General features: G+C 67.5%; 32 protein-coding genes. 18 read left to right on the forward strand and 14 right to left on the reverse strand.

The window, feature by feature from the left end; all coding sequences use genetic code 11:
- Positions 1-17 precede the first annotated feature (17 nt).
- A complete protein-coding gene (locus ACIQC9_RS01410; RefSeq protein WP_400611827.1) occupies positions 18-590 on the forward strand; it encodes a hypothetical protein in 573 nt (190 codons plus the stop codon).
- A gap of 4 nt (positions 591-594) precedes the next feature.
- Here ACIQC9_RS01410 and ACIQC9_RS01415 read toward each other — a convergent pair whose 3' ends face one another.
- Positions 595-1,002: a DUF983 domain-containing protein gene (locus tag ACIQC9_RS01415; RefSeq protein ID WP_400611828.1), complete on the reverse strand. Its 408-nt coding sequence runs from the start codon at positions 1,000-1,002 to the stop codon at positions 595-597.
- Positions 1,003-1,069: 67 nt separating this feature from the next.
- Positions 1,070-1,423 carry a hypothetical protein gene (locus ACIQC9_RS01420; RefSeq protein ID WP_400611829.1) on the reverse strand — a complete coding sequence of 118 codons (354 nt, stop codon included), beginning with the start codon at positions 1,421-1,423 and terminating at the stop codon, positions 1,070-1,072.
- A 107-nt stretch (positions 1,424-1,530) separates the two neighbouring features.
- Between ACIQC9_RS01420 and ACIQC9_RS01425 the strand changes: the two genes are divergently transcribed.
- Positions 1,531-4,380, forward strand: coding sequence for a tetratricopeptide repeat protein (locus tag ACIQC9_RS01425; RefSeq protein WP_400611830.1), 2,850 nt, complete (start codon positions 1,531-1,533; stop codon positions 4,378-4,380).
- Between the two features lie 36 nt (positions 4,381-4,416).
- Here ACIQC9_RS01425 and ACIQC9_RS01430 read toward each other — a convergent pair whose 3' ends face one another.
- The 3 genes from ACIQC9_RS01430 to ACIQC9_RS01440 all read right to left on the reverse strand — a co-directional run bounded on the left by ACIQC9_RS01430 (position 4,417) and on the right by ACIQC9_RS01440 (position 5,903).
- The gene (locus tag ACIQC9_RS01430) at positions 4,417-4,695 is read right to left on the reverse strand and encodes an HU family DNA-binding protein (protein WP_400611831.1); all 279 of its coding nucleotides are present in this window, start codon (positions 4,693-4,695) and stop codon (positions 4,417-4,419) included.
- Positions 4,696-4,815: 120 nt separating this feature from the next.
- Complete coding sequence (gene fliP / locus ACIQC9_RS01435) at positions 4,816-5,544, reverse strand: flagellar type III secretion system pore protein FliP (RefSeq protein WP_400615341.1); 729 nt, start codon at positions 5,542-5,544, stop codon at positions 4,816-4,818.
- A gap of 83 nt (positions 5,545-5,627) precedes the next feature.
- Positions 5,628-5,903 (reverse strand): FliO/MopB family protein, encoded by a 276-nt coding sequence (locus ACIQC9_RS01440; protein ID WP_400615344.1) that lies wholly within the window; start codon positions 5,901-5,903, stop codon positions 5,628-5,630.
- A 130-nt stretch (positions 5,904-6,033) separates the two neighbouring features.
- Here ACIQC9_RS01440 and flgB point away from each other — a divergent pair, with 130 nt between their 5' ends.
- From flgB to ACIQC9_RS01460, 4 genes are read left to right on the forward strand one after another with little or no spacing between them, the layout of a single operon-like run.
- Positions 6,034-6,438, forward strand: coding sequence for a flagellar basal body rod protein FlgB (gene flgB, locus ACIQC9_RS01445; RefSeq protein WP_400615346.1), 405 nt, complete (start codon positions 6,034-6,036; stop codon positions 6,436-6,438).
- Positions 6,439-6,451: 13 nt separating this feature from the next.
- A complete protein-coding gene (flgC, locus tag ACIQC9_RS01450) occupies positions 6,452-6,877 on the forward strand; it encodes a flagellar basal body rod protein FlgC (RefSeq protein ID WP_400611832.1) in 426 nt (141 codons plus the stop codon).
- Positions 6,878-6,887: 10 nt separating this feature from the next.
- Entirely contained in the window at positions 6,888-7,187 is a 300-nt protein-coding gene (locus tag ACIQC9_RS01455; protein WP_400611833.1) for a flagellar hook-basal body complex protein FliE, read from the forward strand.
- Positions 7,188-7,242: 55 nt separating this feature from the next.
- On the forward strand, positions 7,243-7,623 hold the full coding sequence (locus ACIQC9_RS01460; protein WP_400611834.1) for a VOC family protein: 381 nt from the start codon (positions 7,243-7,245) through the stop codon (positions 7,621-7,623).
- On the opposite strand, the gene ACIQC9_RS01465 is transcribed toward ACIQC9_RS01460, so the two are convergent.
- Positions 7,620-8,771, reverse strand: coding sequence for an acyltransferase family protein (locus ACIQC9_RS01465; RefSeq protein WP_400611835.1), 1,152 nt, complete (start codon positions 8,769-8,771; stop codon positions 7,620-7,622). The genes ACIQC9_RS01460 and ACIQC9_RS01465 overlap by 4 nt on opposite strands.
- Before the next feature lie 48 nt (positions 8,772-8,819).
- On the reverse strand, positions 8,820-9,392 hold the full coding sequence (folE, locus tag ACIQC9_RS01470; RefSeq protein WP_400611836.1) for a GTP cyclohydrolase I FolE: 573 nt from the start codon (positions 9,390-9,392) through the stop codon (positions 8,820-8,822).
- Between the two features lie 87 nt (positions 9,393-9,479).
- Between folE and ACIQC9_RS01475 the strand changes: the two genes are divergently transcribed.
- The gene (locus ACIQC9_RS01475; protein WP_400611837.1) at positions 9,480-10,115 is read left to right on the forward strand and encodes a DUF1345 domain-containing protein; all 636 of its coding nucleotides are present in this window, start codon (positions 9,480-9,482) and stop codon (positions 10,113-10,115) included.
- Here the strand turns inward: ACIQC9_RS01475 and ACIQC9_RS01480 are convergent.
- Positions 10,112-10,519 carry a winged helix-turn-helix transcriptional regulator gene (locus ACIQC9_RS01480; RefSeq protein WP_400611838.1) on the reverse strand — a complete coding sequence of 136 codons (408 nt, stop codon included), beginning with the start codon at positions 10,517-10,519 and terminating at the stop codon, positions 10,112-10,114. The two genes, ACIQC9_RS01475 and ACIQC9_RS01480, sit on opposite strands and share 4 nt — an antisense overlap.
- 113 nt (positions 10,520-10,632) lie before the next feature.
- On the opposite strand from ACIQC9_RS01480, the gene ACIQC9_RS01485 reads away from it, so the two are divergent.
- From ACIQC9_RS01485 to ACIQC9_RS01495, 3 genes are all read left to right on the forward strand, one after another.
- Entirely contained in the window at positions 10,633-11,388 is a 756-nt protein-coding gene (locus ACIQC9_RS01485; RefSeq protein ID WP_400611839.1) for an SDR family oxidoreductase, read from the forward strand.
- A gap of 297 nt (positions 11,389-11,685) precedes the next feature.
- On the forward strand, positions 11,686-13,185 hold the full coding sequence (locus ACIQC9_RS01490) for a DEAD/DEAH box helicase (RefSeq protein ID WP_400611840.1): 1,500 nt from the start codon (positions 11,686-11,688) through the stop codon (positions 13,183-13,185).
- Positions 13,186-13,313: 128 nt separating this feature from the next.
- Positions 13,314-13,595, forward strand: coding sequence for a hypothetical protein (locus ACIQC9_RS01495; protein WP_400611841.1), 282 nt, complete (start codon positions 13,314-13,316; stop codon positions 13,593-13,595).
- A 123-nt stretch (positions 13,596-13,718) separates the two neighbouring features.
- On the opposite strand, the gene ctrA is transcribed toward ACIQC9_RS01495, so the two are convergent.
- Positions 13,719-14,420, reverse strand: a complete 702-nt coding sequence (ctrA, locus tag ACIQC9_RS01500) for a response regulator transcription factor CtrA (RefSeq protein WP_400611842.1) — start codon at positions 14,418-14,420, stop codon at positions 13,719-13,721.
- A 285-nt stretch (positions 14,421-14,705) separates the two neighbouring features.
- Between ctrA and ACIQC9_RS01505 the strand changes: the two genes are divergently transcribed.
- Both ACIQC9_RS01505 and ACIQC9_RS01510 read left to right on the forward strand, forming a co-directional pair.
- Positions 14,706-15,065 carry a chromosomal replication initiator DnaA gene (locus tag ACIQC9_RS01505; protein WP_400611843.1) on the forward strand — a complete coding sequence of 120 codons (360 nt, stop codon included), beginning with the start codon at positions 14,706-14,708 and terminating at the stop codon, positions 15,063-15,065.
- On the forward strand, positions 15,062-15,763 hold the full coding sequence (locus tag ACIQC9_RS01510) for a DUF6456 domain-containing protein (protein WP_400611844.1): 702 nt from the start codon (positions 15,062-15,064) through the stop codon (positions 15,761-15,763). The genes ACIQC9_RS01505 and ACIQC9_RS01510 overlap by 4 nt, the downstream gene beginning before the upstream one ends.
- Before the next feature lie 4 nt (positions 15,764-15,767).
- On the opposite strand, the gene ACIQC9_RS01515 is transcribed toward ACIQC9_RS01510, so the two are convergent.
- Positions 15,768-16,187: a SufE family protein gene (locus ACIQC9_RS01515; RefSeq protein WP_400611845.1), complete on the reverse strand. Its 420-nt coding sequence runs from the start codon at positions 16,185-16,187 to the stop codon at positions 15,768-15,770.
- A gap of 134 nt (positions 16,188-16,321) precedes the next feature.
- Between ACIQC9_RS01515 and ACIQC9_RS01520 the strand changes: the two genes are divergently transcribed.
- Positions 16,322-18,001: a sensor histidine kinase gene (locus ACIQC9_RS01520; protein ID WP_400611846.1), complete on the forward strand. Its 1,680-nt coding sequence runs from the start codon at positions 16,322-16,324 to the stop codon at positions 17,999-18,001.
- A gap of 3 nt (positions 18,002-18,004) precedes the next feature.
- Here the strand turns inward: ACIQC9_RS01520 and flhB are convergent, their stop codons facing one another.
- From flhB to fliQ, 3 genes are read right to left on the reverse strand one after another with little or no spacing between them, the layout of a single operon-like run.
- Positions 18,005-19,081 (reverse strand): flagellar biosynthesis protein FlhB, encoded by a 1,077-nt coding sequence (gene flhB, locus ACIQC9_RS01525; RefSeq protein ID WP_400611847.1) that lies wholly within the window; start codon positions 19,079-19,081, stop codon positions 18,005-18,007.
- Positions 19,074-19,844 (reverse strand): flagellar biosynthetic protein FliR, encoded by a 771-nt coding sequence (gene fliR / locus ACIQC9_RS01530; protein ID WP_400611848.1) that lies wholly within the window; start codon positions 19,842-19,844, stop codon positions 19,074-19,076. The genes flhB and fliR overlap by 8 nt, the downstream gene beginning before the upstream one ends.
- Before the next feature lie 10 nt (positions 19,845-19,854).
- Positions 19,855-20,118 (reverse strand): flagellar biosynthesis protein FliQ, encoded by a 264-nt coding sequence (gene fliQ, locus ACIQC9_RS01535; protein ID WP_400611849.1) that lies wholly within the window; start codon positions 20,116-20,118, stop codon positions 19,855-19,857.
- A 171-nt stretch (positions 20,119-20,289) separates the two neighbouring features.
- Here fliQ and ACIQC9_RS01540 point away from each other — a divergent pair, with 171 nt between their 5' ends.
- The 4 genes from ACIQC9_RS01540 to ACIQC9_RS01555 all read left to right on the forward strand — a co-directional run bounded on the left by ACIQC9_RS01540 (position 20,290) and on the right by ACIQC9_RS01555 (position 23,479).
- Positions 20,290-20,619: a PadR family transcriptional regulator gene (locus ACIQC9_RS01540; RefSeq protein WP_400611850.1), complete on the forward strand. Its 330-nt coding sequence runs from the start codon at positions 20,290-20,292 to the stop codon at positions 20,617-20,619.
- 11 nt (positions 20,620-20,630) lie between these two features.
- Positions 20,631-21,767, forward strand: coding sequence for an HAAS signaling domain-containing protein (locus tag ACIQC9_RS01545; protein ID WP_400611851.1), 1,137 nt, complete (start codon positions 20,631-20,633; stop codon positions 21,765-21,767).
- A gap of 91 nt (positions 21,768-21,858) precedes the next feature.
- Entirely contained in the window at positions 21,859-22,962 is a 1,104-nt protein-coding gene (locus ACIQC9_RS01550; RefSeq protein ID WP_400611852.1) for an Ada metal-binding domain-containing protein, read from the forward strand.
- Entirely contained in the window at positions 22,943-23,479 is a 537-nt protein-coding gene (locus ACIQC9_RS01555) for a methylated-DNA--[protein]-cysteine S-methyltransferase (protein WP_400611853.1), read from the forward strand. Before ACIQC9_RS01550 ends, ACIQC9_RS01555 begins: the two co-directional genes overlap by 20 nt.
- On the opposite strand, the gene ACIQC9_RS01560 is transcribed toward ACIQC9_RS01555, so the two are convergent.
- Positions 23,463-24,179 (reverse strand): LamG domain-containing protein, encoded by a 717-nt coding sequence (locus tag ACIQC9_RS01560; RefSeq protein ID WP_400611854.1) that lies wholly within the window; start codon positions 24,177-24,179, stop codon positions 23,463-23,465. The genes ACIQC9_RS01555 and ACIQC9_RS01560 overlap by 17 nt on opposite strands.
- Before the next feature lie 147 nt (positions 24,180-24,326).
- Here ACIQC9_RS01560 and nadA point away from each other — a divergent pair, with 147 nt between their 5' ends.
- Entirely contained in the window at positions 24,327-25,406 is a 1,080-nt protein-coding gene (nadA, locus tag ACIQC9_RS01565; protein ID WP_400611855.1) for a quinolinate synthase NadA, read from the forward strand.
- Positions 25,407-25,433 lie beyond the last annotated feature (27 nt).

Below are 25,433 nucleotides of genomic sequence, written 5' to 3' on the forward strand. Positions count from 1 at the left end.
TGCCGATGCTCTCCGGCATGACCTCGTTTTCCCCACGCCCCGTTGGACCCTTTCTCGCGGGTCTCGTCGCGATCGCGGCCGCAAGCGGCGTGCAAGCGCAAAGCTTCGAGGAGGCGAAGGCGGCGGCTCGTCGCCACGAGATCGAGCATCAGCCGCCGATCGCGGGTGTGGAGCAGATTGCGGCCCGCAATCGCGATTGGTCGGTCAACAGCTTCTATCGGCTCTGGACCGGGCAAGGGACTGAGCGATCCAGCCGCTGGGTCATTCGCCGGATCACCCGCGACGACGCCGGTCCCCGATACGCGGACGCCCGCGACTGTCCCGCCGTCAACGAGGTGCTGGCGGCGATCGAGGATCTTCCGCCGCCCATCATGGACATGCCGGGGATCGGGCGCGAGGCGCCCGGTGAGGCCGAGATCGTCCTCGACGGCGTCAGCCAGACGTTGTGGGCCCGGTTCGCGCGAGCCGGGACCGGAAACGCATCGGTCAACGTCGAGATCACCGGCAACGTCAACTCGCCGGCCGCGATCTGGTGGGGCGAAAGCCTGCCGAAACTGGACCGCTGCTGGGCGTCGACCCTGACACCCTAGCGCGTCAGCGCCACTTCGACCCGTCGCCGTGCTTGCCGATGCTGGCCCATTCCGGCGGTGCGGCCTTGTGCACATACTGTTCGGACACCAGCCAGCCCTTGAGCGGCCTCAGCACCGCCAGACAGCCGATCACCAACAGCGGCATCGTCACGACCATGTGCACCCAGACCGGCGGGTGGACAGTGAACTCGAACCACATGAACAGGGCCATGCCCACGACCCCGACGATGCTCATGCCGAAGAAGGCCGGGCCGTCGGCGGGTTCGGCGAAGCTGTAGTCCAAACCGCACTCCGGGCAGGCTTCGCGAATGGTCAAAAAGCCCTTCAGCAACGGACCCTTCCCGCAACGCGGGCACCGGCAACGCAGGCCGGTGGAGAGTGTGTTCAGCGGCGGATAGACGGGATCGGACACGGGCTGCTCCTGACAGACCGCATGTCGGCCTTCCGCGGCGCACACGCAAGCGACAGGATTGTCGCGCTCAGCCCCTTCGGGCGTTCCAGACGAAGACAAAGTTCCGGTGCTCGGCCCACGTCTGGCCCTCCACGCGGTCGCCATTCAGACAGGCGGCTGTGTGATAGGGGCCTACGCCGTCGGTCGTCCGAAACGAGACGCACAGACGACCATTCTGGGCCTTCCAGCGTCCGGCTTCGATTTCGCTGTCGTAGAAATCTCCGGTGACGACGCCGTCCGGCGTCAGCACCAGATGCATCGGCTTGAAGTAGGGCTGATCCGGCGTAGCCGACAAATCCACGACCCAGGCGCCGGTCATCGAGTCGGGCAGCGGCGCCGAGCTCTGAAGCGTCAGCGCGAAAAGCAACGGCGCGATGGTCATGATCAGTCCCCTCTGGCCGGCGAAGCTTACCACCGACATGTGGCCCGCGTCATCGGTCACCAACCGTTAACCGCGTTGAAAGGGCCCGCGCGCCAGTGTGCGCGCGCATGTCCGGGGCGAGCCACAGAAAGCGCATCCTCCGCACGACCGTGGCCGCCGCGGCGGCCAGCGCGGTCGTGCTCGCGCCCATGCCTGTCGCCGTGGCCCAGGAGTCCGGTTCGGTCGCCGCCGATCCGGTCTCTATCCGCATCGGCGCCAACGACGTATTCACCCGTATTGAGTTCGCCGGCGTCATCGGCTCCCGCGCCCAGGTGCGCCGGGACGGTCGTCAGGTCGTGGTTCGCATCGGCACGACCGCCGCCCCCGACGTCTCCCGCCTGAAGGTCGATCCGCCGAAGGGGGTCGATAAGGTTGAAACCCGCGCCGTGCGCGGCGGGTCAGAGATCGTCATCACCATGGCGGAGGGCGCGGACGCCCGATCCGGGCGAGCCGACGGCGCGGTCTATCTGAACCTCTATGAACACGCTCCCGAAGGGGCCGCGCCCCCGGCCGTCGCTATCGCGAACGTGCCGGTCATCGCGCAGGCCGGGGTGCAGAAGGTCGATCTGCGCTTCAACTGGCCGAATGCTGTCGGCGCGGCCGTATTCCGGCGCGGCGGAGCGGTCTGGGTCGTGTTCGATACCCCGGCGCGGCTGGACATGTCCGGCGCCAAGGCGCTCGGCCCCGCGACCGACGCCCGGTGGACCGCCGGCCCGGAGCACGTCGCTGTCCGCATCGCCGCCCCGGAGAACCTTCCAGTTGCGGCCCGGTCTGACGGCACGAGTTGGGTGGTCACCATCGGCGGCATGGCTTCCGGCGTCGAGGGTGTTGCGCTGGACCGGGACGAAACCGGCGAGCCGACGCTGGTCGCTCGCATGGCTGGCGCGACCAAGGCCGTGTGGCTGACCGACCCCATCGTCGGCGACCGCTTCGCCGCCGTCACCGCACTCGCGCCTGGCAAGGGCTATGGCGACCGCCGCCAGACGGTCGACCTGACCGTCCTGCCCACGGCCCACGGACTGGCCATCGAAACCCTCGCCGAGGATCTGGCGGTCAAGGCCGACGGCGATCTGGTCACGCTTAGCCGCCCGAACGGCCTGACCCTTTCGGCTCCGTCCGCGACGCTGGAGTCGGCGGTCGAAGAGCATGGCGCGCCACAGAAGGCCGCCTTCCCCTCGCTGATCGTGCCCGAATGGGCCGACGCCGGCCACGCGGGCTTTTCGGCCCGCTATCGCGAGTTGCAGGACGCCGCCGCGTTGGAGGCCCAGGCCGCCGGGGACGACCCGCGTGCGCCGGTCGCCGCCCGCTTCGCCCTTGCCCGCTTCCTCGTCGGCTCTGGCCTGGCCTACGAAGCCATCGGAGTCTTGAACGCCATTCAGGAGAAGTCTCCGGGCATGGCTGGCGAACCCGAGCTGCGCGGCCTGCGTGGCGCGGCCCGGGCCAGCATCGGCCGATACGATGAAGCGGAGGCCGATTTCGCCGCCGCCGCCGTGGCGGGCGATCCCTCCGCTTCGGTTTGGCGCGGCTATCTGGCGGTCAAGAAGGGCGACTTCCCGGCCGCTCGCGCCGCCTTCGCCAGCGGAGCGCAGGCGATCGACGCCTTCACGCCGGAATGGCGCGCCCGCTTCGGCGCCGCCCATGCTCTGGCCGCAGTCGAGACCGGCGACCTTGAGGCCGCGCGCGCCTTGCTGGCCTACGCCTTCAGCCAGAACGCCCCGGCTGCGGACCAGCTGACCGCCCGTCTGGTTCAGGCCAAGCTGTTCGAGATCGACGGCCAGACCGACCGGGCGCTGGCGGTCTACAAGGCCATCGCCCGCGCGCCCCGAGACGACATCTCCGTACCGGCGAAACTTGGCGTCGTCCGCCTGTCGATGGGCAAGGGGACGATGAAAGCCGACGAGGCCGCCAAGCAGCTGGAGAGCCTGCGCTGGCGTTGGCGCGGCGACGCCACCGAGTTGGCGGTCATCCGCGACCTCGGCGCGCTCTACCTGTCGCAGGGCCTGTACCGTGACGCCCTGACGGCGTTGAAGGCGGCCGGACCGAAGCTGGCCCAGCTGCCCGGCGCCGCCGACATCCAGACCGATCTGAACAACGCCTTTCGCGCGCTGTTCCTCGAAGGCGGCGCTGACGGGCTGGAACCCATTCAGGCGCTGGGCCTGTTCTACGATTTCCGCGAGCTGACGCCGATCGGCGCCGACGGCGACGAGATGGTCCGCCGCCTGGCCCGCCGACTGGTCGACGTCGATCTGCTGGATCAGGCCGCCGAACTGCTGAAGCATCAGGTCGACTCGCGGTTGGAAGGCGTCGCCAAGGCGCAGGTCGCGACAGATCTGGCCACCATCTATCTGATGGATCGCCAGCCCGAGCAGGCGCTGCAGGCCATCTGGTCATCACGCACCACGCTGCTGCCCAATGCCCTGAACGCCGAGCGTCGCGCGCTGGAGGCCCGGGCCCTCACTGCGCTCGGCCGTTATGATCACGCGCTCGAGGTGCTGGACAGCGACATGTCGCCGGCTGCCCGCGATGTGCGTGGCGAGATCGCGTGGAAGCAGCAGAAATGGGCCGACGCGGGCGCACTTTACGAGGCCTCGCTGGGCGACCGATACCGAGATCCGGGCGCGCTGACGCCTGACGAGGAGGCGCGTCTGGTCCGCGCCGGGATCGGTTATTCGCTGGCTCGGGACAAGGCCGCCCTGACGCGCCTGTCCCGCAACTATGCGCCGTTCGTCGGGCAGGCCCGCTCAAAGACTGCCCTGCGCATCGCGCTGGATGTCGAGGGCGATGTCACGGCCTCGCCGGGTGGCTTCGGCGCGCTGGCGGCCTCGGCCGACACCTTCGCGGGCTGGGTCGGGGAGATGAAGACCGACCTCAGACAGAAAACGGGCGGCGATCGCCCAGCGACCCCCGCCCGTTCCTGAGTTCGGATAGCCTTCCCTGTGCGGGAAGGAAGACCCTTACTTGTTCACCGCATCCTTGAGCGGCTTCGACACGCGGAAGCGCACGGCCTTCGAGGCGGCGATCTTGATCGTCGCGCCGGTGGCCGGGTTGCGGCCTTCACGGGCGGCGCGGGCGGCGGTGTCGAAAACGCCGAGGTTCGAGATGCGAACGTCGCCGCCCGACTTCAGGGTCGAGTGGATGTTTTCGACGATGGCGGTCAGAACCTTGCCGGCGTCGGCTTGCGAAACGCCCGCGTCCTTGGCGACGGCGGCGATCAGTTCAGCTTGAGTAGTCATTGTGGGTCGTTTCCCGATTTAGCTCGCCCCCCAAATCCAGGGCGATGACGCGGGGATTGACGACGGTTTTTTCGGGCTTTGCAAGCGCCTTCGGCGTTCAAAGCCAATCAGGCTGGGGATTCAGCCCGTTCCGGAGGCCCTCTGGAAGCTCTCGACGAGGCTTCCGCAGACGAGTCTCCACCCGTCTACGAGCACGAAAAAGATCAGCTTGAACGGGAGGGAAACCACCACCGGTGGAAGCATCATCATGCCCATCGACATGAGCACGCTGGCGACCACCAGGTCTATCACAAGGAACGGAACGAAAAGAAGAAATCCTATTTCGAAGGCCCGCTTCAATTCACTGATCATGAAGGCCGGCGTGACCACCCGCAGAGGCAGTTCCGCAGCCTGTGTCGGGGCCTCGATCTGCGACAGTCGGGTGAACAGGGCGAGGTCGTCCTGGTCCACCTGCGACAACATGAATGTTTTCACCGGCTCCGAGGCCGCGTCGAAGGCCTGCGGCAGCTCCATCTGCTGGTCCAGCAGGGGTCTGATCCCCGAATCATAGGCGTCCTGCCACGTCGGAGCCATGACGATGGCGCTCAGAAAGAGGGCCAGAGAGACGATCACGGCGTTGGGCGGCGACTGCTGTAGGCCCAGCGCCGTCCGCAGCAGGGACAGCACCACGACGATCCGCACGAAGCTGGTCGTCATGATCACGATCGACGGCGCCAGCGACAGCACGGTCATCAGACCGACCAGCTGGACGACCCGTTCGGTCAGTCCCGAGCCGGTGCCCAGATCGATATTGATCGCCGCGCCCGACTGCGCCGCATCCTGCGCGAAGGCAGCCAACGGCCAGCACATGCACAGCAAGGTGGCGAGCAGCGACAGCTTGGCTGCGCGCTTCAGCTCGTCCTTTGTCGGGATCTGGAAGATCGCCTTCAGGATCACTTGCCCGCCTCCGGCCCGCGCGGCTCGATCAGCTCGCGGCCCTCGCCGAGGATCAGCAGCCGTTCCTCGTTGTCGATCTTCACCAGAACCAGCCGGCGGGCGGGGTCCAGGACCAGCGTCTCGACCACCTGCATACGCTTTTCGCCGCGCTCGGCGCTCAGCTTCGCCAGCAGCTGCGGCGCATAGCGTCGCGCGGCCCAGGCGGCCAGGCCGATGATCCCGAGGGTGAAGGCCAGCGCGAAGACGGCGCGCAGCAGGTCGAGGAAGTTCATTCTGAAAGCCCGGCCGGCGACTGTCCCGGCGTCCGAGGTTTCGGCGATCATGGTTAAGCCCGGATTAACCATGGACACGGCATTTTCTGCCCATCCAATGTTGGGCGATCCGCGCCCGGAGTCCGTCGCCGTGGGGTTCACCGACCTTCCGCTGCTCAGCCAGATAAAGGGGCGCCTCGGCTGGCTGGACGAGCGTCAGCGCGTCATCGCCCAGAACGTCGCCAACTCGGACACGCCCGGCTATGCGGCGCGCGACCTGAACGCGCCCACCGATTTCGCCAAGGCAATGCAGCAGGGACGCGGCGTCACCATGGTCCGCACCAGCGCCATGCACATCGCGCCCGCCGGGCAGGTCTCGCGCTTCGAAAGCGCCGCCGCGCCGGATTCGGAGACGACGCTCGACGGCAACTCGGTCGTGGTCGAGGAGCAGATGCTGAAGATGGCCGAGAGCCGCATGGCCTACGACGCCGCCATCAGTTTCTACCAGAAGTCCATGTCGATGCTGCGGCTGGCCGCCAAGACGCCGGCGCGCTGAGGGAGACTGACTCATGCCCGATCCGGTAAACCCGCCGCCCCGCAACAGCGCCATGGCCGTCGCCGCCAGCGCCCTGAAGGCGCAGCAGTCGCGCATGCGCGTCATCGCCGAGAATATCGCCAACGCCCAGTCGACCGCCGAGGTCGCGGGCGGTCAGCCATATCGCCGCCAGATCCCCGTCTTTCAGGCGCGCGAGATCGACGGCGCGACTGGCGTGACCCTGGCCGAGGTTCGGCCCGACCAGTCCGACTTCCGCAGCGAATACGATCCGTCCCACCCGGCCGCCAACGCCGAGGGCTACGTCCTGCGTCCCAACGTCGACACCCTCGTCGAGGCCATGGACATGCGCGAGGCCCAGCGCGCCTACGAAGCCAACCTGAACGTCATCGAGACCGCGCGGAACATGGACATGCGCACCCTCGACATCCTGAAGCGATAGGGCCTGATCGATGAACCCCCTGATGGCGGCCAAGGCCTATTCGGCGATCCAGGGCGGAGCCGCCCCCGTAAGCCCGACGCCGGCGCCGGAGCAGTCCGGCTTCGCCCAGATGCTGACCAACGTCATGGGCGACATGACCCAGGCCACCAAAGGCGCCGAAACCCAGATGGCCGGCAATATCCAGGGCCAGAACAGCCTGATCGACGTCGTCACCGCCGTTTCTTCCGCCGAGGCTTCGCTGGAGACCGTCATCGCCGTCCGCGATCAGGTCATTTCCGCGTATCAGGAAATCATGCGCATGCCGATCTGACGGCGGAACCGCAGCGCCGTCACAAACGCTCGCTCTCCCGACAGGGAGATCGACCATGCTCAAGGCCTTTAACTCGTCCGCCATCGTCGCCGTCAGCGACATGGAGCGCGCCCGACAGTTCTATGAACAGACGCTGGGGCTCGACGTGGTGGAGGGCGGCGGGGATGCGCCGCTGGTGTTCAGGACCGGCGATACGCACCTCGTTGTCTATCCGTCAGAGTTCGCCGGCACGAACAGGGCCAATGCGGTGGTCTGGGGCGTGGGCGAACGCATCGAGGCCATCGCCGCCGATCTGAAGGACAAGGGCGTGACGTTCGAGCGCTACGACATGGACGGCGCGACTTATGCCGACGGCGTCCATCGGATGGGGGACTTCCGCATGGTGTGGTTCAAGGATCCGGACGGCAACATCCTGCACCTGAACAGCGCGGACTAGCCTTCCAGCGACACCACCGGCTCGCGCGTCTCCAGCCGGCGGCGCGAACGGCCCTTCAGCCAGGCGCGAATACGGTTCTGGATCGGGGTGTCGATGAGGGTGTGGAACAGGAAGGCGAAGACGAAGGCCGCCGCCACACCGCCAAACCACAGCGCCCACTGCACACCCAGCGGCAGGCCGAACTTCGCCGTCGCCACATTGGCCACGCCGAACCAGGCGATGCGCACGACCTCATTGGTGATGAACATCGAGAAGGACACCATCGCCGCCTTCTCGACCAGCTTCGACGGACGCGGCGTCGGGGTCGCGCCGGCGGCCAGGATGATGGTCCCGATGCAGGCCAGCGAGATCAGGGCATGCTTGTCGAAATACTGGACAAAGGCCAGCAGCAGGGCGGCGCCGATCCCGGCCCAGCCGGCCAGACGCGGCGCGATCCAGACCTTCTGCGCGAACCAGGCCAGCGCCATGCCCAGCGCGAACAACGGCAGGGCGCGGACGAAGCCGTAGCCCATCGGCATCTGATAGACCGGATAGCCCAGCAGGCTCCACGTCAGCTGGTTGACCAACAGATAGCCGCCGACGCCCAGCGCCAGCACGCTCCACGGGCCCAGTTTCGTGATGCCGCGCAGCAGGAGCGGGAAGGCGAGGTAGCAACCCAGCAGCGCCGAAATCGACCAGCTGGGCGCGTTCCAGCCATAGCCGCCGGGCACGCCATAGGCCTGCGTCAGGCTGAGCTGGGCCCACAGCTGATCCCAGCGGAACCACTCCGGCGCGCGGGGCGCGAAGCCCATGGCGGCGCCGCCTACGATCAGGGCGATGAGGCTCAGGCCCATGATGATGTGCGCGGGCCAGACCCGCAGGAACCGCTTCAGGAAGAAGTCCGTCGACGACATCCGGCCCCCGGCGACGGAGGCGCCGTAGACCCGCATCAGCACATAGCCGCTGTCGATCAGGAAGAAGTTGGTCAGCAGGAAGCCGCCGCGCTGGAACACCGGGTGCAGCGTCTCCGCCAGCGGCGCGATCGGGGTCGAGATCTCGAAGTGGTGCAGGATGATCAGGCTGGCCACGATGAAACGTAGCGCGTCGAGCCACCCGCCACGCACGATGGGCGGTGTTTCATTCCGGGTCGAAATCGCACTCCAGGCCATCGGAAAGGCCTCCTTCGAGGCGATCCCCGCAAGGAGCGGGCCGAAGACCTAGCCGCGCACCAGCCGCAGGAACTCTTCCCGGGTTCGCGGGTCGTCCCGGACCACGCCCATCAGGCTGCTGGTCGTCAGGCTGGCGCCGGGGACGTCCACGCCGCGCATGGTCATGCAGCTGTGTTCGGCCTCGATGACAACACCGACGCCCTGGGGCCGCAGCACCTCGTCGATGGCTGAGGCGATCTCGGCCGTCATCTTTTCCTGAATCTGCAGGCGGCGGGCATAGCCGCGCACGACGCGAGCCAGCTTGGAAATGCCGACCACGCGGTCGGTCGGCAGATAGCCGACGTGGGCCACGCCGACGACCGGCAGCATGTGGTGCTCGCAGAAGCTGACGAAGCGGATGTCCTTGAGCACGACCAGCTGGTCGTAGCCGCCGACCTCCTCGAACGTCCGCTCCAGATAGGCGCGGGGCTCGACCTCATAGCCGGCGAACAGTTCGCGGTAGCTGCGGGCGACCCGGGCGGGCGTGTCCAGCAGACCCTCGCGATCGGGATCGTCGCCGGCCCATTCGATGAGGGTGCGTACGGCGGCTTCGGCGTCGGCTTGGGAAATCTTCGAGGTCATGGGGCACCCATACATCCTTCTCCTACGGCCGGAGAAGGGCGTGAATGTCGGGATCACGCTTGGCGAGACTCACGCCATGCTCTCCCCATGAACGACCGCGCGGGCATTGTGAGGCTGCATTGGCCGCTGTGGGCGATGACGTTGATCGTGCTGTCCAGCGCCCTGTGGCCATGGGGCGGCGGCTGGGCGTCGCGACTGGCATTGGGATGGGACGCCGGCGCGGCGGTGTTCCTTGGGGGTACGCTGGCGCACGTCTGGCGAAGGAACACGGTCGAGCAGATCCGGGCGCGGGCGGCCGCGTTGGATGAAGCCGGACCGGCCGTTCTGCCGCTGGCGGTTGTCGCCGCCGTCGCCAGCGTGGTCGTGGTGGTGGGCGAGGCGGCGGCCGGGGGAGGGCGCGAGGCGGTTCTCGCGCTGGCGACCGTCGCCCTGTCCTGGACCTTCGTCCATGTGATCTTCGGCCTGCACTATGCCCATCGGTACTACAGCGCGGACGGCAGGGGCGATCGCGAGGGGCTGATGTTCCCGGGCGACGAGGCGCCGGACTATTGGGATTTCCTGCACTTCGCGATCATTATCGGGGTCGCGTCCCAGACCGCCGATATCCAGATTTCGGACAAGGGCATGCGGCGGTTGTCGACGCTGCACAGCCTGACCGCCTTCCTGTTCAACACCGTGATCGTGGCGCTGGCGGTAAATCTGGCGGTGGGGCTGCTGAGCTAGCCGGGCTTGCGTGCGTCGAAGGCGGCGCGGGCGGTCTCGATGCGGTCGAGGTTCTTCTCCGCCCACGTCCAAACGCCGCAGAAGGCCTCGGCCAGGGTCAGGCCCAGATCGGTGAGGCGGTATTCGACGCGGGGCGGGATGACCGGGTGGACGGTGCGCACCAGCAGGCCGTCGCGCTCCATCTGACGCAGGGTCCGGGTCAGCATCTTCTGGCTGATGCCGCCGACCAGATCGCCGATGCGGGTGAAGCGCTGCTCGCCGTGATCGGTCAGGACCTCGAGGATCAGCATGGTCCATTTGTCCGCGATGCGCCCGATGACCTCGTTCACCAGCGCCTCGACACGAGGATCGGCCGGTTCGTCATGGTAGGGAGACGAAATTCTGGCGGGCGGAAGCGCTGTCATGTCCAAATCTTTCCCGGCGGTAAGTATGGCGACTTCGGGTGCCTGCTTTCCAATGGAGAGTGTAAGGCATATCTGGCTTTCAACGCGAATGCACGCGTCGAAGGAATGCGATCATGAAGATCACCGGCAACACCATCCTGATCACCGGCGGCGGCACGGGCATCGGCCGCGCGCTGGCCGAGGCGCTGCACGCGCGCGGCAACCGGGTCATCATCACCGGCCGTCGCGACGGACCGCTAAAAGAGGTCACGGAGGCCAACCCGGGCATGGCGTGGGCGACGCTGGACGTGTCTGACGCCGACGCGATCCGGACGTTCGCGGCGCAGGTCACGCAGGATCATCCCGACCTGAATGTCGTCATCAACAACGCGGGCATCATGGTGGCGGAAGACCTGACGGCCGATCCGTTCCCGCTTGAGACGGCCGAGGCGACGATCGCCACCAATCTGTTGGGTCCGATCCGCCTGACCACCGCCCTGTTGCCGCATCTGCGGGCGCAGACCGTCGCGACGGTGGTGACGGTGACTTCGGGGCTGGCCTTCATTCCACTGGTCGCCACGCCGACCTATAACGCCACCAAGGCGGCGATCCACTCCTGGACCCAGTCGCTGCGCACCCAGCTGGCCGGGACTTCGGTGGAAGTTCTGGAACTGGCGCCCCCGGCGGTGGCGACGGACCTGATGCCGGGCCATGCGGAGAATCCGAACTCCATGCCGCTGGCGGACTACACCGCCGAGGTGATCGGCCTGATCGAGCGGGGCGACACGCCGCGTGGCGAAATCCTCGTCGAGCGGGTCAAACCGCTACGGTTCTCCGAGGTGAACGGGAACTACGAGCAGGTCTACGCCATGCTCAACGGCAGCCACTGAGGCCTGCGGGCGGGGCGGCGGACCCACCGCCGCCTTGCCACAGCCGCAATCTTCCCCTACCTTTGCTGCATCGCAACACGCGATGTCCGGCGCGCTCCAGCGCGTGAAGGTCCACTTCGGACCTGTCTGTAGAAGCGGCCGGCTCCTCAAGATTCATTCGCTGCCCGAACACGCGGGGCGGCGCCCGATCCACCCCGACGGCCTCCTTGCGAAGCCACATCGGGACTGGCGGTGCGCGGCCCTGACGGCTCTTGAGCCATGGCTGATGCGCGTCGCCGCATGCGAAAGAACCGCTCGATGAGCAACAAGACCTTTGAATCCTTCGGACTGAATCCGGCGCTGCTACAGGCGCTGACTTCCGAGGGTTACACCACGCCTACCCCCATTCAGGCCCAGGCGATTCCGGACGTCATGGCCGGAAAGGATTTGCTGGGCATCGCCCAGACCGGCACCGGCAAGACGGCGGCCTTCGCGCTGCCGATCCTGCACCGTCTGGCGGCCAACCGCGTCGCGCCCGTGCCGCGCACCACGCGCTGTCTGGTTCTGAGCCCGACCCGCGAACTGGCCACCCAGATCGGCGAGAGCTTCAAGGCCTATGGCAAGCACCTCGGCTTCCGCGTCGCCGTCATCTTCGGCGGCGTGAAGTACGGCGGTCAGGAGCGGTCGCTGAATCAGGGCCTCGACATCCTCGTCGCCGCCCCGGGCCGTCTGCTGGACCATATCCAGCAGAAGAACCTCGACCTGTCCGCGACCGAGATCTTCGTCCTCGACGAGGCCGACCAGATGCTGGACCTCGGCTTCATCAAACCGATCCGGCAGATCGTCAGCCGCATCCCGGCCAAGCGTCAGAACCTGTTCTTCTCGGCCACCATGCCGTCCGAGATCGGCAAGCTGGCCGGCGAGCTGCTGAAGGACCCGGTCAAGGTTCAGGTGACGCCGCAGGCGACCACCGTCGAGCGCATCAACCAGTCGGTCATCCACATCGAGCAAGGCCGCAAGCGCGCCCTGCTGACCGAGATGTTCGCCGATCCGGGCTATACCCGCTGCCTGGTCTTCACCAAGACCAAGCACGGCGCCGACAAGGTCGCGGCCTATCTGGAAGCCGGCGGCGTCGAAGCCGGCGCCATCCACGGCAACAAGTCGCAGCCGCAGCGTGAGCGCACCCTGGCCGCCTTCAAGGCCGGCAAGCTGCGCGTTCTGGTCGCCACAGACATCGCCGCGCGCGGCATCGACGTGGACGGCGTCTCGCACGTCGTGAACTTCGAACTGCCGCACGTCCCGGAATCCTATGTCCACCGCATCGGCCGGACGGCCCGCGCGGGCAAGGACGGCTCGGCCGTCAGCTTCGTCGCCGGCGACGAGATGAAGCTGCTCAAGGACATCGAGAAGGTCACCCGCCAGAAGATCCCGGCAACCGACCGCCGCAACGACAAGTCACTGGCCCTGCTGGACCAGTCGATCATGGCCTCGGGCGTCAAGTCCAAGGCCTCGATGCCCGACGATGGTCGGGGCGATCGCCAGCAGCAACGCGGTCCGCGCAATCCGCGCCGCGACGGCGTCAAGCTGGAGGGCGGCGGACAGCCGCACCGCGTCCGCAAGGGGCGCGCGGCCGACGCTCGCCCGACTCCGGAGCGCGCCTTCGATCCGATGGCCCGCGAACGGCCCCGCAACACCAACAATGACCCGCGCCACAGCTCGGCCCCGGCCAACGAGCCCAAGCCGGTCGGCGAAATGAACCGCCGCCCGCGCCGCCGCCGCCCGTCAAACGGCGGCAAGGGCTACGCCGCCAAGGGCTGATGTCCTGCAGGTCTGAAACTGATACGCCCGTCGGAGTGATCCGGCGGGCGTTGTCGTGCGTGAAGCCGGCGATGAATGGCTGATTTCGACCCGTTGCGGACGTTTCAACGGTGGCAGATCATCGGCGAATGACAGCATCGATCAAGCCGAGCGTGGCGACCCCGCAGTTCCGCACAGCATTGTTGCGGACGCTCAAAAATGACTTCCCCAGTTGCGAGCCGCATATCCAGTCCGCGGAGGGAGAGCGTGTCGCATTCCAACTTTTCGACGCTGACGGAAATGCTCGAAGCCAGTTGGTGACAATCAACCGGCATACAACGGCTACGCTGACGCGATCCAAGTTATCTCAGATGATCCAGAACGCTGGCGAGACTGAAACCGGCTTTCCCAAGGAGCTTGGCGGTCGCTGAGCAATGTCCGCTTCCCACCCATAGACGACCTTCGAGCAGTCCGCTCGGGCGCCCCACACAGCAAAACGCCCGCCGGATGTCTCCGGCGGGCGTCGCAGTTTCTGACGTTTCTTCCCTGAAGGATCAGGCGGCGACTTGCGCGGCGCCTTCCGATGGGTCGCGCAGCACATAGCCGCGGCCCCAGACGGTTTCGATGTAGTGCTTGCCGCCGGCGGCCGTGGCCAGCTTCTTGCGCAGCTTGCAGATGAAGACGTCGATGATCTTCAGCTCGGGCTCGTCCATGCCGCCGTACAGGTGGTTCAGGAACATTTCCTTGGTCAGGGTCGTGCCCTTGCGGAGCGAGAGCAGCTCCAGCATCTGGTATTCCTTGCCCGTCAGGTGGACGCGGTGACCGTTCACCTCGACCGTCTTGCCGTCCAGGTTCACGGCGATCTCGCCGGTGTGGATGATGGCCTGGGCGTGCCCCTTGGAGCGACGGACCACGGCGTGGGTGCGCGCGATCAGTTCGTCCTTGTGGAAGGGCTTGGTCATGTAGTCGTCGGCGCCGCCGCCGAAGGTCTTGACCTTGGTCTCGATCTCCGAGGTGCCCGACAGGATCATGACCGGCGTGTTGACCTTGCCAACGCGCAATTGGCGCAGAACCTCAAGGCCGTTCATGTCCGGCAGGTTCAGGTCCAGCAGGATCAGGTCGTAGTCATAGATCTTGCCGAGATCGATGCCCTCTTCACCGAGGTCCGTCGTGTAGACGTTAAAGCCTTCCGACTTCAGCATCAGCTCGATGCTTTGCGCGGTCGCGTGATCGTCTTCGATAAGCAGAACGCGCATTAAAGCCCCTCCAGGCCAAGCTATGCATTATCCACATCACCCGTCTTAACGGGTAACCTTGTTCCGACGTTAACCTCTCAAAACCTTAAGAAGGGTTAACGCGATCCAGTTAACGAATCGTAGGCTGATTTGCGAATCGGCGTCGAGAGTCCCGAGTCAATCCGGCGCACTTTTTAACGATTGCGGCCAATCGGACTCACCTGCGACCGATTCAGACGTGTCGTGAGTATATATTCCTATCTCAGCGGGCGACGCGAAAGCCGTCCGGGAGATGGGAGTGGAGTTGTGGAGCAAGCGTACTGGCCGCCTGTGCGGCCCGAAGACCGTATCCGGGCGGAACTGGCCCTGACCCTTGTGGCGGCGTCGACCGGGGTGCCGACACGAAGGATGGACGAGCGGGGCCGCCTGACCGGCGCGATCTGCCGGTCGCGGCGGCTGGCGATCTATCTCGCCTACATCACCTTCGAATGGCCGATGGAGCGGGTGGCGCATGCGTTCGGCATGAACCGGACCAGCGCCGCCAAGGCCTGCCGCTGGGTTGAGGATGCGCGGGACGCGCCGGCTCTGGACGAGATGCTGGACCGGCTGGAGAGCTGCGCCCGTCAGGCGCTGCTGACCAACGGCCGCAAGGGACTTCCGGCGTGAGCGCGGCGGTGAAGGCGCGCCGTCTGCTGCGCCGCCCCGGGGCATGGATCGAGGCGTCAGGCGGCGGCTATGTGGTGCGGACCGGCAGTCGGGGCGACGGCGTGACCCAAACTATCGACGAGGCGGCCTACCGCAGTCTGGTCGAAAGCCCGGGCCTGAAGGGGCGTCGCGGCGGAGGCTGGGTCCTGAAGCGCGAGCCCGTGGAGGATGCGGCCGTCGCGTCAGGTCGTCCTGGCGTTGAAGAGGGCGAGCAGGCGGTGATCCAGCCGGACGGCCAGCTCTCAAGACTGCGGGCGAACCTGACGCACTCGCCGATCCTGTGGCTGGCCAGCCGTCGCGATGCCGATGGGCGGCCGTGGCTGGGCCGGGTCGAGATCGCGGCGGCGCGGCGGCTTGAAGCGGAGGCAGAGATCGCCCTGAGGGGGCCGTCGCTGACCATGCGCTGGGACGCCCTGCCGCGCGCCGGCGGCGGCTCGGCCGCGCGGGTCGAACCGGGCGATCTTGCGATGACCGCGTCCAGACGGGTTGAGGCGGCGCTGGCGGCGTGCGGTCAGGATCGGGCGATGGTCGAGGCCGTATGCGTCAATGCGACCACGCTGCAGATCGCGGAGCGCGAGGCGGGTCTCAAACGGCGGGAGGGCAAGGCGGTGCTGGCGCGAGGGCTACGCGCGCTGGCCCTGCACTACAGGATTGGATGACGCCCTAGGCGGCCGCCGCCTCGCGGATACGCCCCACCATGCTGTTCAACCCGTTGGCGCGCTGGCGGGTGAGGGCGGAGGGGAGGCCAAGCCGGTCGAGGGCGGCGCGGGCGTCGAAGGCGAGGATCTCCGCCGGCGTCCGGTCGGAATAGAGGCGCAGCAGCAGCGCGATATTCCCCTTGCTCAGCGCGCTGTCGCTGTCGGCGAGGAAGTGCAGGCGGTCGCCCTCGCGACGCACCGCCAGCCAGACCTGCGCGGCGCAGCCGGGCACCTTGTTCGCTTCCGCCCTGTCCGCATCGGGCAAGGGCTCCAGCGATTTGCCGAGGTCGATGACGTATTCGATCCGCGACTCCCAGTCGCCCAGCAGGTCGAACTCCTCGACCAGTTCGGCCAGCACGTCGTCGATGGGGAGCGGTTGCGTCATGGCCGCCAGATAGGCCCCGGCGAGGGCGGCGCCAACCTGTCCCCAGCCCACAGTCGCCTGTAACGGGTGCGCGCTTTGGGCGACTCACCCGACGGTCTAGGCTCCGCTTGAAGAAATTCATCCGAAGCCGTCATTTGAACCGCAGCCCTCCCACATCGACGAAGATCCCCAAGGCGGCGCCCGACCGGGCGGCGCTGACGGCGTGGCATGCGGGCTGGGCTGTGGCTGTCGCCCTGCTGGCCATGGGCGCGGGCGGCGGGTCGGTGCTGAACGGACCGGCGATGTACGCGCTGCTGGCCCTGATCGCGCCGGGCCTGCTGGGACCCTGGCTGCTGGCGAAGGATACGGCGGCGACGCGGGGCGGACTGCTGGGCGCATGGGTGCTGGCGGCGGTCACGGCCTCGGCGCTGGCGGGCGGGCTTACAGGGCCGCTGGCGGGCTTCGTCTTCATGCCTCTGGCCGCGGGGCTGGCGCTGGGGTCGCGCAGGGCCGCCCAGATGGGCGCAGCGGGGGCAGGACTGGCTGCGCTGGCCGGTATGGCCTCCACGGGTCTGGTCGGTCCCGGCACGGGCGCGCCCCTGCTGGCGGCGGCCTCGGCCGTGCTGACCGCCGGCGCGGCCCTGATCGGACTGGAGTTTTCGTGGCGCGCGCGGGACCGCCGACTGGACCGCGCCGAGGCCTCGGCCGGGCGGCTGGGTGCGCTGCTGGCGACCCAGCCGGGTCTGACGCTGGTGATGGAGCCCTCGGGCAAGGTGCTGGCCGCCTATGGCGCGCCGCCGCCCGCGCTGGCGATCGACCCGCTGTTCGAGGAAGGCCTCGTCGGGGCAGTGCTGCTGCAGGACCGGCCGGCCGTGCTGGGCGCCCTGACCCGCGCGGCCAGCGGGCAGGAGAACGCCGTCGTCTTCTCGCCCCGCACCGCGATGGACCGGCGCATTCGCATCGGCCTGAAGCGGCTGGACGACCGCAACGGCCCGCGCCTGATCGCCCATGCCGAGGACTTCACCGCCCAGTATGTCCGAGAGCTGGAACTGGACACCGCCCGCGCCGAGGCCGAGGCGCGCGAGGCGGGCAAGACCCGCTTCCTCGCCAATATGAGCCACGAGCTGCGGACGCCGTTGAACGCCGTGCTGGGCTTCGCCGACATCATGCGCCAGCGCATCTTCGGCCCCCTGCCGGATCGCTATGCAGAGTACGTTCAGAACATCCACCAGGCCGGCGGGCATCTGCTCGATCTGATCAACGACGTGCTCGACGTGTCCAAGATCGAGGCGGAACGCTACGTCCTGTCGCGCGAGACGATGGATGCGCGCGAGGTGCTGTCCGGAGCGATGGCGCTGGTGCGGGTGGGCGCGGACGAGAAGGGCGTGATCCTGTCGGCCGTCCTCCCGACCGAGCCGCTGGACGTCTCCGCCGACCGTCGGGCGCTGAAGCAGATCGCGCTGAACCTCCTGTCGAACGCCGTGAAGTTCACCCCCGCGGGCGGGTCGGTCACCCTGTCGGCCGAGGCGATCGGCGATACGCTGGAAATCATCGTCGCCGACACCGGCGTCGGCATCGCCGGCGAAGACATCGACCGTCTGGGCCGCCCCTTCGAACAGGCCGGCGACGCCGAGCAGCGGGCGCGAGGCACCGGTCTCGGCCTGTCGCTGGTACGGGCGTTCGCAGAACTGCACGGCGGGACGATGAGCCTCGACTCCACGCTGGGCGAAGGCACGGCCGTAACCGTGCGCATTCCGGTGATGCGAGGCGCGAGAGCGCCAGTGGTCGAGGGCGGTGCGAAGATCATCCCGCTGCCGAAGGCGGGCGGGCAGTAGCATCTACCGCTTCTTGCGTCCCTGCATGACGAAGCCGATCACCTTGGCGGCGGCTTCGAAATGTTCGCGCGGGATGGTCTCGTCGACATCGACGGCGGCGTAGAGGGCGCGGGCCAGCGGTACGTTCTCGACGATCGGGACCGAATGCTCGCGCGCGACCTCCCGGATGCGCATGGCTACGGCGTCGACACCCTTGGCCACGCAGACCGGGGCGGGATCGCCCTGATCCGGCTCGTAGCGCAGGGCGACCGAATAGTGGGTCGGGTTGGTGATGATGACCGTGGCCTTGGGCACGTTCTGCATCATCCGCTGGCGGCTGCGCTGGCTGCGGATCTGCTTGAGCTTGGCCTTTACATGCGGGTCGCCTTCCGCCTGCTTGTAGTCTTCCTTGGTTTCTTCCTTGGTCATCCGCATCCGCTTGGCGAAGCTGAAGCGCTGCCACAGGAAGTCCGCGCCCGAGGTGAAGCCCAGGAATACCAGCGTGGAGACCATCAGGCTCATCGCCAGATCGCGGCTGAACGGCAGGATCATGGCCGGCGACATGGCGGCCAGATTCTCGAACTCACGCGTGTGCGGCTTCAGCACGCACCAGCAGATCACCATGACGGCGACCAGCTTGAGGAAGGTCTTGATGAACTGGACCCAGCCGTCCGCGCCGAAGATGCGCTTGAAGCCCTCCAGCGGGTTCACCTTGCTCCACTTGGGCTTCAGCTTGTCGCCCGTGAAGATCAGGCCGGACTGGGCGATGTTTCCACCCGCCCCGCCGATGATCGTGGCCAGCATGACCGCGCCCATGAAAGGGAGCATGGCCCATACGGCGTGAGCCCCGATCTCGACTCCGGCCCCGGCGTCCAGTCCGCCCATCATGGTGTGCGGCGCGGCGATGAAGGGCAGCAGCTGCTCGGCCATCGAGGTCGCGAACCACCCCCCGGCCATCAGGATCACGGCCGCGGCGCCGAGGAGGCTGAGCGCGGACGCGACGTCGGCCGACTTGGCGACGTCGCCCTTCTTGCGGGCCTCCTCGAGTTTTCGTGGGGTGGCCTCTTCTGTTTTCGACTCGGGATCGGCGGACTCAGCCACCGGCGCCTCCGACGAAAACATTGGCCACAGCGCGGTAGCGGTCGATGAAGACCGTTCCCAGCACGCCGAGGCTGAGGGCGAAAACCGACAGGCCCAGAATGATGCTGAGCGGGGCGGCGGCGAAGAAGACCTGGAACTGCGGCATCACCCGGCCGACGAGGCCGGAGGCGAGGTTGAAGATCAGGGCGAAGACCAGCACCGGCGCCGACAACTGAACGCCCAGCAGGAAGGCGTCGCCGACGGTCTTCACGGCTTGGGCGGTGAAGTCCCCCATCAACAGGGGCTTGGCGGGCGCGATCAGCTCATACGATCCGACCAGTCCGGCGATGAACAGGTGGTGGGTGTCGGTCGCAAAGATCAGGGTCGTGCCCAGCAGCATCAGGAAGGCCGAGATGGTCGTGCCGGGCTGGGCCTGAAGCGGATTGGCGGTCTGTGAAAAGCTGAGCGTCGTCTGCAGCGAGACGATCTCGCCCGCCGTCGACAGGGCCGAGGTGAAGGCGCGCAACAGGGCGCCGATCATCAGGCCGACCACGACCTCACGGATGATCCAGCCGGCCATGCCGCCCAGCGTCGCGGGCAGGGCGGGCAGGGCGCCGGCGATGACGGGCCACAGGCACAGCGAGATGACCAGCGCCAGCGACAGGCGGATACGCGGGGGCACATAGCTTTCGCCCACGCCCGGCAGCATCAGCAGCACCGCGCCGATGCGCGCGAAGATCAGCGCGCCCTGCCAGACCTGATCCGATGTGGCGTAAGGGTCCACCCGCCCGCCGTCACATGCCGGCGATGCGGGCGGCGATCTCGCGCATGAAGCCGCCCAGCAGGGCCCCCATCAGCGGCAGGAACAGCAGCAGGGACACGAAGATGGCGATGATCTTGGGCGCGTAGATCAGGGTCTGTTCCTGAATCTGCGTCAGGGCCTGAAACAGGCCAATGACCACGCCGACCACCAGGCCGACGATGAGCACGGGCAGGCACAGCTGGATCGTCAGCCACAGGGCGTCGCGCCCTACGTCCAGTACTTCGGCGCCGTTCATTACTCGCTCCGGGAAACTCGGCAGAAAATGCCGGGAGCGTGGTTAACGACCCGTTACGTTTTCGCCGTCGCGCGGAATGATCGTCCGCCACCGCCGACCAACGGTTGACATCGTCACACAGTATGCGGCATACACTGTGCGTCACACACTATGTGGCGGACAGGAGAGGCCATGGCGGTCGACCCCGATCTTTTTGAATCGATGCGGCTGGAGCTTAGGCGAGGCTCGCTGGTGCTGGCGGTGCTCGCCTGCCTCAGGACCGAGCGCTACGGCTACACCCTGCGTCAGGCGCTGGCCGCCGACGGGCTGGAGATGGAGGAATCGACCCTCTACCCGCTGCTCCGCCGACTGGAGAGCCAAGGTCTTCTGGATAGCGAATGGCGTGAGGAGGAGAAGCGGAAGAAGCGCTTCTACGTCCTGTCGCCCATGGGCGTCGCCACGCTGGCCGCCCTGACCGACGAATGGCGCGGCATCAACGCCTCGCTCGACAAGATGCTCTGAGGGGAACCGTGATGGACATGCTCGAGAAATATCTGGCCGCAGTGGCGGCCCAACTGCCCACCGACCAGCGCGACGACATCATCGCCGAGCTGAAGGACCTGATCCTCAGCCGCTTCGAGGCGAAGGAAGAGGAACTGGGCCGCGGTCTGACCGAGGACGAACGCGAGGCCATCCTGCGCGAGGTCGGCCATCCGCTGGTCGTCGCCGCCCGCTACCGCAAGGGACCGGACGCCCTGATCGGGCCGCAGTTGTTCCCTTACTGGCTGTTCGGCGCGAAGGCCGGGCTGATGATCCTCGCTGTCGTCGCGGGTATCGGCCTGCTGATCGACCTGACGAACGGGTCGAACAACTTCGGTCAGGACATCGCCCAGGCCTTCCACGGCTTCTTCGGCTCGGCCCTGACCCTGCTGGGCGCGCTGACGCTCGCCGGTGCGATCATGGAGCACTACGATATCCGTCCGAAATGGCTGACCAACTGGCGGGTCAGCGACCTGACGGCCTTCAACCTGTCCGACCCCGCGGCGTGGGGTATGGCGATGAGCGGCAAGGCGCCGGCGAAGGGCGAAGCCGCTCCGGCCGCCCCTGCATGGATGGGCTGGCGCAACCGGCCGATCGGCAACCGCTGGCCGGGCGCGGACTATCTGTTCTCCTTCATCGCGGTGGGCGTGTTCGTTCTGTGGTGGATCGGCGCCATCTACTTCCCGTTCGCCGACATGACCTTCGGCCGACGCGAGGCCGTGGTCACCGGCGCGCCGGTCTGGGCGATGCTGCACCTGCCGATCCTGCTCTATGCGCTGGCCCAGATGGCGGTCGATCTGATCAGTCTCGCCCGCCCCTACGCCGTGCGGATGCGGGCCGCCTTTCAGGTCGCGATCGCCTGCGCCGGCCTGTGGCTGACCTGGGCCATCTGGAACGCCGGCCACTGGTTCAACATCGCCATGGACGGCGAGACCGCCCGGGTGATCCGCGACGAGGGCTTCCTGAACCTCGAGGCCCTGAAACGCCTTGGTGAAGGCGGAAACGCCGACCTGACGATCTGGGCGACCAACCTGTCGGGCATCATGACCTGGGTGCTTGTCCTCTCGGCCTTCGGTCTGGTCTGCAAGATCCTCGTCAACCTGTGGCGTCTGGCCGTCCGCCCGGCCTGAGGCGAATAGGTGCGCCGGTCGAAAGGTCGGCGTCCACGCCCATGTCCGAAAACCGCGAGACATTCCGCCCGCCTGAGCCCATCTTGCGGTCATGGAAAACGCCGCAGAACTGGACCAGGAAGCCTGCTATCGCGCCGTCCTGACGCGGGACGCCCGCTTTGACGGCCGGTTCTTCGGCTGCGTGAAGACCACGGGCATCTACTGCCGCCCGGTCTGTCCGGCGCGGACGCCAAAACGCGAGAACATGTTTTTCGTCGTGTCCCCCGCCGCGGCGGAAGAGGCCGGCTTCCGCGCGTGCCTGCGCTGCCGCCCCGAGACCGCGCCTGACATGGGCGCATGGCGGGGCACCTCCAATACGGTCAGCCGGGCGCTGGCCCTGATCGAGGCCGGCGCTCTCGACGAGGCTGACGTCGACGCCCTTGCCGGTCGCCTCGGCGTCGGTGAGCGCCACCTGCGCCGCCTGTTCCGCCAGCACCTCGGCGCCGCCCCCGTCAGCGTGGCCCAGACCCGGCGTGTGCTGCTGGCCAAGGCCCTGATCCACCAGACCGACCTGCCGATGGCGCAGGTGGCGCTGGCTTCGGGCTTCGGCAGCGTGCGCCGCTTCAACGAGACCTTTCAGGCGCTTTACGATCGAGCGCCCTCGGCCCTGCGCCGTCACCGCGAAAAGGCGGGTGAGGCGGCGGTGCAACTCAATCTGCCCTACCGCCCGCCGTACGACTGGGGCGCCATGCTGACCGCCCTCGCTGAGCGGGGCGACGCGATCGAGGGCCGACGCTGGTCACGCCCGCTTGTGCAGGCCGTCGACGGTGCGGACGGCGTCGTCACCGTCGAACCCGCCGGGGAGGGCAGGGTGTCCGTATGCGTCGAGGCTTCGGACCTGAAAGCCCTGCCCGGCGTCCTCGCCCGTGTCCGTCGCGTCTTCGACCTGTCCGCGGACCCGGAGGCCATCGCCCGCGACCTGTCCCAGGATGTCACGCTCGCGCCGCTGGCCGCGGCCCGCCCCGGCCTGCGTCTGCCGGGCTGCTGGATCGACGACGGCGCCGAGCCGCCCAACGACCGACTGACCGACGAAACCCTCGCTGCCCGCGCCGAAGCCTGGCGCCCGTGGCGAGCCTATGGCGCGTTGCATCTGGCCATGGCCGGGATCAGCGCCGCCGATCTGATGGAGACCGACGATGCCCAACGCGCAGCCTGAAACCCTGACCCTCGACCGGATCGAGACGCCTACGGGGGTGGTCCTGCTGATTACCGACGCGGACGGCGCCGTCCGGGCGCTCGACTTCGCCGGCTACGAAGACCGGATGATGCGCCTGCTGGCCCGCCACTGGCCGGGCGCCCGACTGGCGGACGGACAAGCTCCGGAACCGGTGCGCAAGGCGGTGCACGCGTACTTCGCGGGCGACCTGCACGCCCTCGACGGTCTGAAGGTCCGCACCAACGGCACGGATTTCCAGCGCTCGGTCTGGGCCGCCCTGCGCGCCATTCCGCATGGCGAGACCCGCACCTATGGCCAGCTCGCCGCCGCCATCGGCAAGCCCGCCGCCGTCCGCGCCGCCGGCCTCGCCAATGGCCAGAACCCGGTCGCCGTCATCGTACCCTGCCACCGCGTCATCGGCGCCAACGGAACGCTGACGGGCTACGCGGGCGGGCTGGAGCGCAAGAAGTGGCTGCTCGACCATGAGCGCAAGGCGGCGGTCAGCCCGGTCGCGTGAACTGGTCCGGAGTCAGGCCCCGCGGCGTGAACCGCGCCTCGCGGATCGCGCCGTTGAACCAGCTGACCTTGTTCATCCGCACGCCCACCGACGATCGCCCCGGTCCCTGTGGCGTGAACGCCAGCGGCGCCTCGCCCTGCAGCACCCCGTCCACGAAGCTGCGGTAGGTCGTGCCGTCGTACGTCTGGGCGACGTGGAACCACTGCCCGATCGGGAAGCGCTTCTCCGGGAAGATCAGGGTGTGATTGTAGGTCGGCCCCTTGGTGAAGGCGTCGAGGTACCATTCGGTCTCCACCACCCGGATCTCGAACAGAAAGCGCGTGCCGACGGGCGGCTGACCGGCCGGCGGCGTCTCGGTCTCCGCCAGATGCATGAACCGCTGCTCGAAATTTCCGCCGTCGGGCCGGAACAGCGCTTCGATCGTCCATGCCGTGGCGCCCGCCAGCGGATGCTCCTCGATGAACAGGGCGTCGTCCACGCCGTCGAATTTCACCGCCTTGCCCCACGGACTGTCGACCAGAGCAGGCCCGCCCTCGGCCGCCGTCGCGACGCCCCCGATGTCGGTCAGGCGATCGAAGGTCCAGACCTTCTGGTCCGACGCCGTCGCAGGCCCGGCGACGCTGGCGCAGCCCGGAAGCAGGACGCCTGTGGCCCCCGCGGCCAGTAAGGATCGGCGGTTCAGGGCGGTCGGATCGGACATGGCGGCGTCTCCTGTTTTGCTATCGGTACCGCCGCTGACACCGGTGGACAAGGCTGCTTGCATCAGGAACCGGCTTGCGTTTTCCGTCCACCCGCCTACATTCACACCGACTTATGCTAACTTTGAGCATAAGGTCTGGAGAGGACGATGGCGGACGGGATGTTCGGACTGTCGAAAGAGCTGGAGCGGGAGACCGCGCCGGTCTGGGCCAAGGTCAAGGACCACGTCACTCCGATGGAGTGGCCGGCGCAGGCCGCCCTGATCCACGAGATCAATCAGCTGAAGCGCGAGCGCGACGCGGTGATCCTGGCCCACAACTACATGACGCCCGAGATCTTCCACGGCGTGGGCGACTATGTGGGCGACAGCCTCGGCCTCGCCAAGGAGGCGGCGCGATCGGATGCTAAGGTCATCGTTCAGGCCGGCGTGCACTTCATGGCCGAGACCTCGAAAATCCTGTCGCCGGACAAGACGGTATTGATCCCTGATCTGCGCGCCGGCTGTTCGCTGGCGGCGTCGATCACCGGCGCCGACGTGCGGCTGATCAAGCAGCGCTATCCGGGTCTGCCGGTGGTCACCTATGTGAACACCACGGCCGACGTGAAGGCCGAAACCGACATCTGCTGCACCAGCGCCAATGCCGTTCAGGTGGTCGAATGGGCGGCGAAGGAATGGGGCGTCGACCGCGTCATCCTGATCCCCGACGAGTTCCTCGCCCGCAACGTGGCGGCCCAGACGACGGTGGGCATCATCGCGTGGAAGGGTCGCTGCGAGGTGCATGAGCGCTTCACCGCAGACGACATCCGCGACATGCGCGAGGCCTATCCGGGCGCCCAGATTCTCGCCCACCCGGAATGCCCGGAAGAGGTGCTGTCAGCCGCCGACTTCGCCGGGTCGACCGCCGCCATGACGGACTGGGTCACGTCGAAGAAGCCTAGGCAGGTGGTCCTGATCACCGAGTGCTCGATGGCGTCGAACATCAAGGGCGACGTGCCCGGCGTAGACTTCATCGGCCCTTGCAACATGTGCCCGCACATGAAGCGCATCACCCTGCAGAACATTCGCGACTGCCTGCTGAACATGCAGTTCGAGGTGACCGTGCCGGAAGACATGATCGAGCGCGCGCGGCTGGCCGTGCAACGGATGGTCGACCTGCCGCCCCCGGCGATCCCGGCCCGCTACGACCTGATCAAGGCGCGCCACCACGTCGCCGTGGAACTGATCTGATGCGACCCGTCGTCTCGTTGCGGCTGA

Origin of the sequence: Brevundimonas sp. NPDC092305 (assembly GCF_044755415.1) — a bacterium.
Taxonomy (GTDB): Bacteria; Pseudomonadota; Alphaproteobacteria; order Caulobacterales; family Caulobacteraceae; genus Brevundimonas.

Bases quoted from the DNA above. Each gene is read 5' to 3' on its own strand.
- ACIQC9_RS01410 (WP_400611827.1), top strand. From the start codon at position 18: ATGACCTCGTTTTCCCCACGCCCCGTTGGACCCTTTCTCGCGGGTCTC.
- ACIQC9_RS01420 (WP_400611829.1), bottom strand. From the start codon at position 1,423: ATGACCATCGCGCCGTTGCTTTTCGCGCTGACGCTTCAGAGCTCGGCG.
- ACIQC9_RS01425 (WP_400611830.1), top strand. From the start codon at position 1,531: ATGTCCGGGGCGAGCCACAGAAAGCGCATCCTCCGCACGACCGTGGCC.
- ACIQC9_RS01430 (WP_400611831.1), bottom strand. From the start codon at position 4,695: ATGACTACTCAAGCTGAACTGATCGCCGCCGTCGCCAAGGACGCGGGC.
- fliP (WP_400615341.1), bottom strand. From the start codon at position 5,544: ATGTGCTGGCCGTTGGCTGCCTTCGCGCAGGATGCGGCGCAGTCGGGC.
- ACIQC9_RS01440 (WP_400615344.1), bottom strand. From the start codon at position 5,903: ATGAACTTCCTCGACCTGCTGCGCGCCGTCTTCGCGCTGGCCTTCACC.
- flgC (WP_400611832.1), top strand. From the start codon at position 6,452: ATGCCCGATCCGGTAAACCCGCCGCCCCGCAACAGCGCCATGGCCGTC.
- ACIQC9_RS01455 (WP_400611833.1), top strand. From the start codon at position 6,888: ATGAACCCCCTGATGGCGGCCAAGGCCTATTCGGCGATCCAGGGCGGA.
- ACIQC9_RS01460 (WP_400611834.1), top strand. From the start codon at position 7,243: ATGCTCAAGGCCTTTAACTCGTCCGCCATCGTCGCCGTCAGCGACATG.
- ACIQC9_RS01465 (WP_400611835.1), bottom strand. From the start codon at position 8,771: ATGGCCTGGAGTGCGATTTCGACCCGGAATGAAACACCGCCCATCGTG.
- folE (WP_400611836.1), bottom strand. From the start codon at position 9,392: ATGACCTCGAAGATTTCCCAAGCCGACGCCGAAGCCGCCGTACGCACC.
- ACIQC9_RS01475 (WP_400611837.1), top strand. From the start codon at position 9,480: ATGAACGACCGCGCGGGCATTGTGAGGCTGCATTGGCCGCTGTGGGCG.
- ACIQC9_RS01480 (WP_400611838.1), bottom strand. From the start codon at position 10,519: ATGACAGCGCTTCCGCCCGCCAGAATTTCGTCTCCCTACCATGACGAA.
- ACIQC9_RS01485 (WP_400611839.1), top strand. From the start codon at position 10,633: ATGAAGATCACCGGCAACACCATCCTGATCACCGGCGGCGGCACGGGC.
- ACIQC9_RS01490 (WP_400611840.1), top strand. From the start codon at position 11,686: ATGAGCAACAAGACCTTTGAATCCTTCGGACTGAATCCGGCGCTGCTA.
- ACIQC9_RS01495 (WP_400611841.1), top strand. From the start codon at position 13,314: ATGACAGCATCGATCAAGCCGAGCGTGGCGACCCCGCAGTTCCGCACA.
- ctrA (WP_400611842.1), bottom strand. From the start codon at position 14,420: ATGCGCGTTCTGCTTATCGAAGACGATCACGCGACCGCGCAAAGCATC.
- ACIQC9_RS01515 (WP_400611845.1), bottom strand. From the start codon at position 16,187: ATGACGCAACCGCTCCCCATCGACGACGTGCTGGCCGAACTGGTCGAG.
- fliQ (WP_400611849.1), bottom strand. From the start codon at position 20,118: ATGAACGGCGCCGAAGTACTGGACGTAGGGCGCGACGCCCTGTGGCTG.
- ACIQC9_RS01540 (WP_400611850.1), top strand. From the start codon at position 20,290: ATGGCGGTCGACCCCGATCTTTTTGAATCGATGCGGCTGGAGCTTAGG.
- ACIQC9_RS01545 (WP_400611851.1), top strand. From the start codon at position 20,631: ATGGACATGCTCGAGAAATATCTGGCCGCAGTGGCGGCCCAACTGCCC.
- ACIQC9_RS01550 (WP_400611852.1), top strand. From the start codon at position 21,859: ATGGAAAACGCCGCAGAACTGGACCAGGAAGCCTGCTATCGCGCCGTC.
- ACIQC9_RS01555 (WP_400611853.1), top strand. From the start codon at position 22,943: ATGCCCAACGCGCAGCCTGAAACCCTGACCCTCGACCGGATCGAGACG.
- ACIQC9_RS01560 (WP_400611854.1), bottom strand. From the start codon at position 24,179: ATGTCCGATCCGACCGCCCTGAACCGCCGATCCTTACTGGCCGCGGGG.
- nadA (WP_400611855.1), top strand. From the start codon at position 24,327: ATGGCGGACGGGATGTTCGGACTGTCGAAAGAGCTGGAGCGGGAGACC.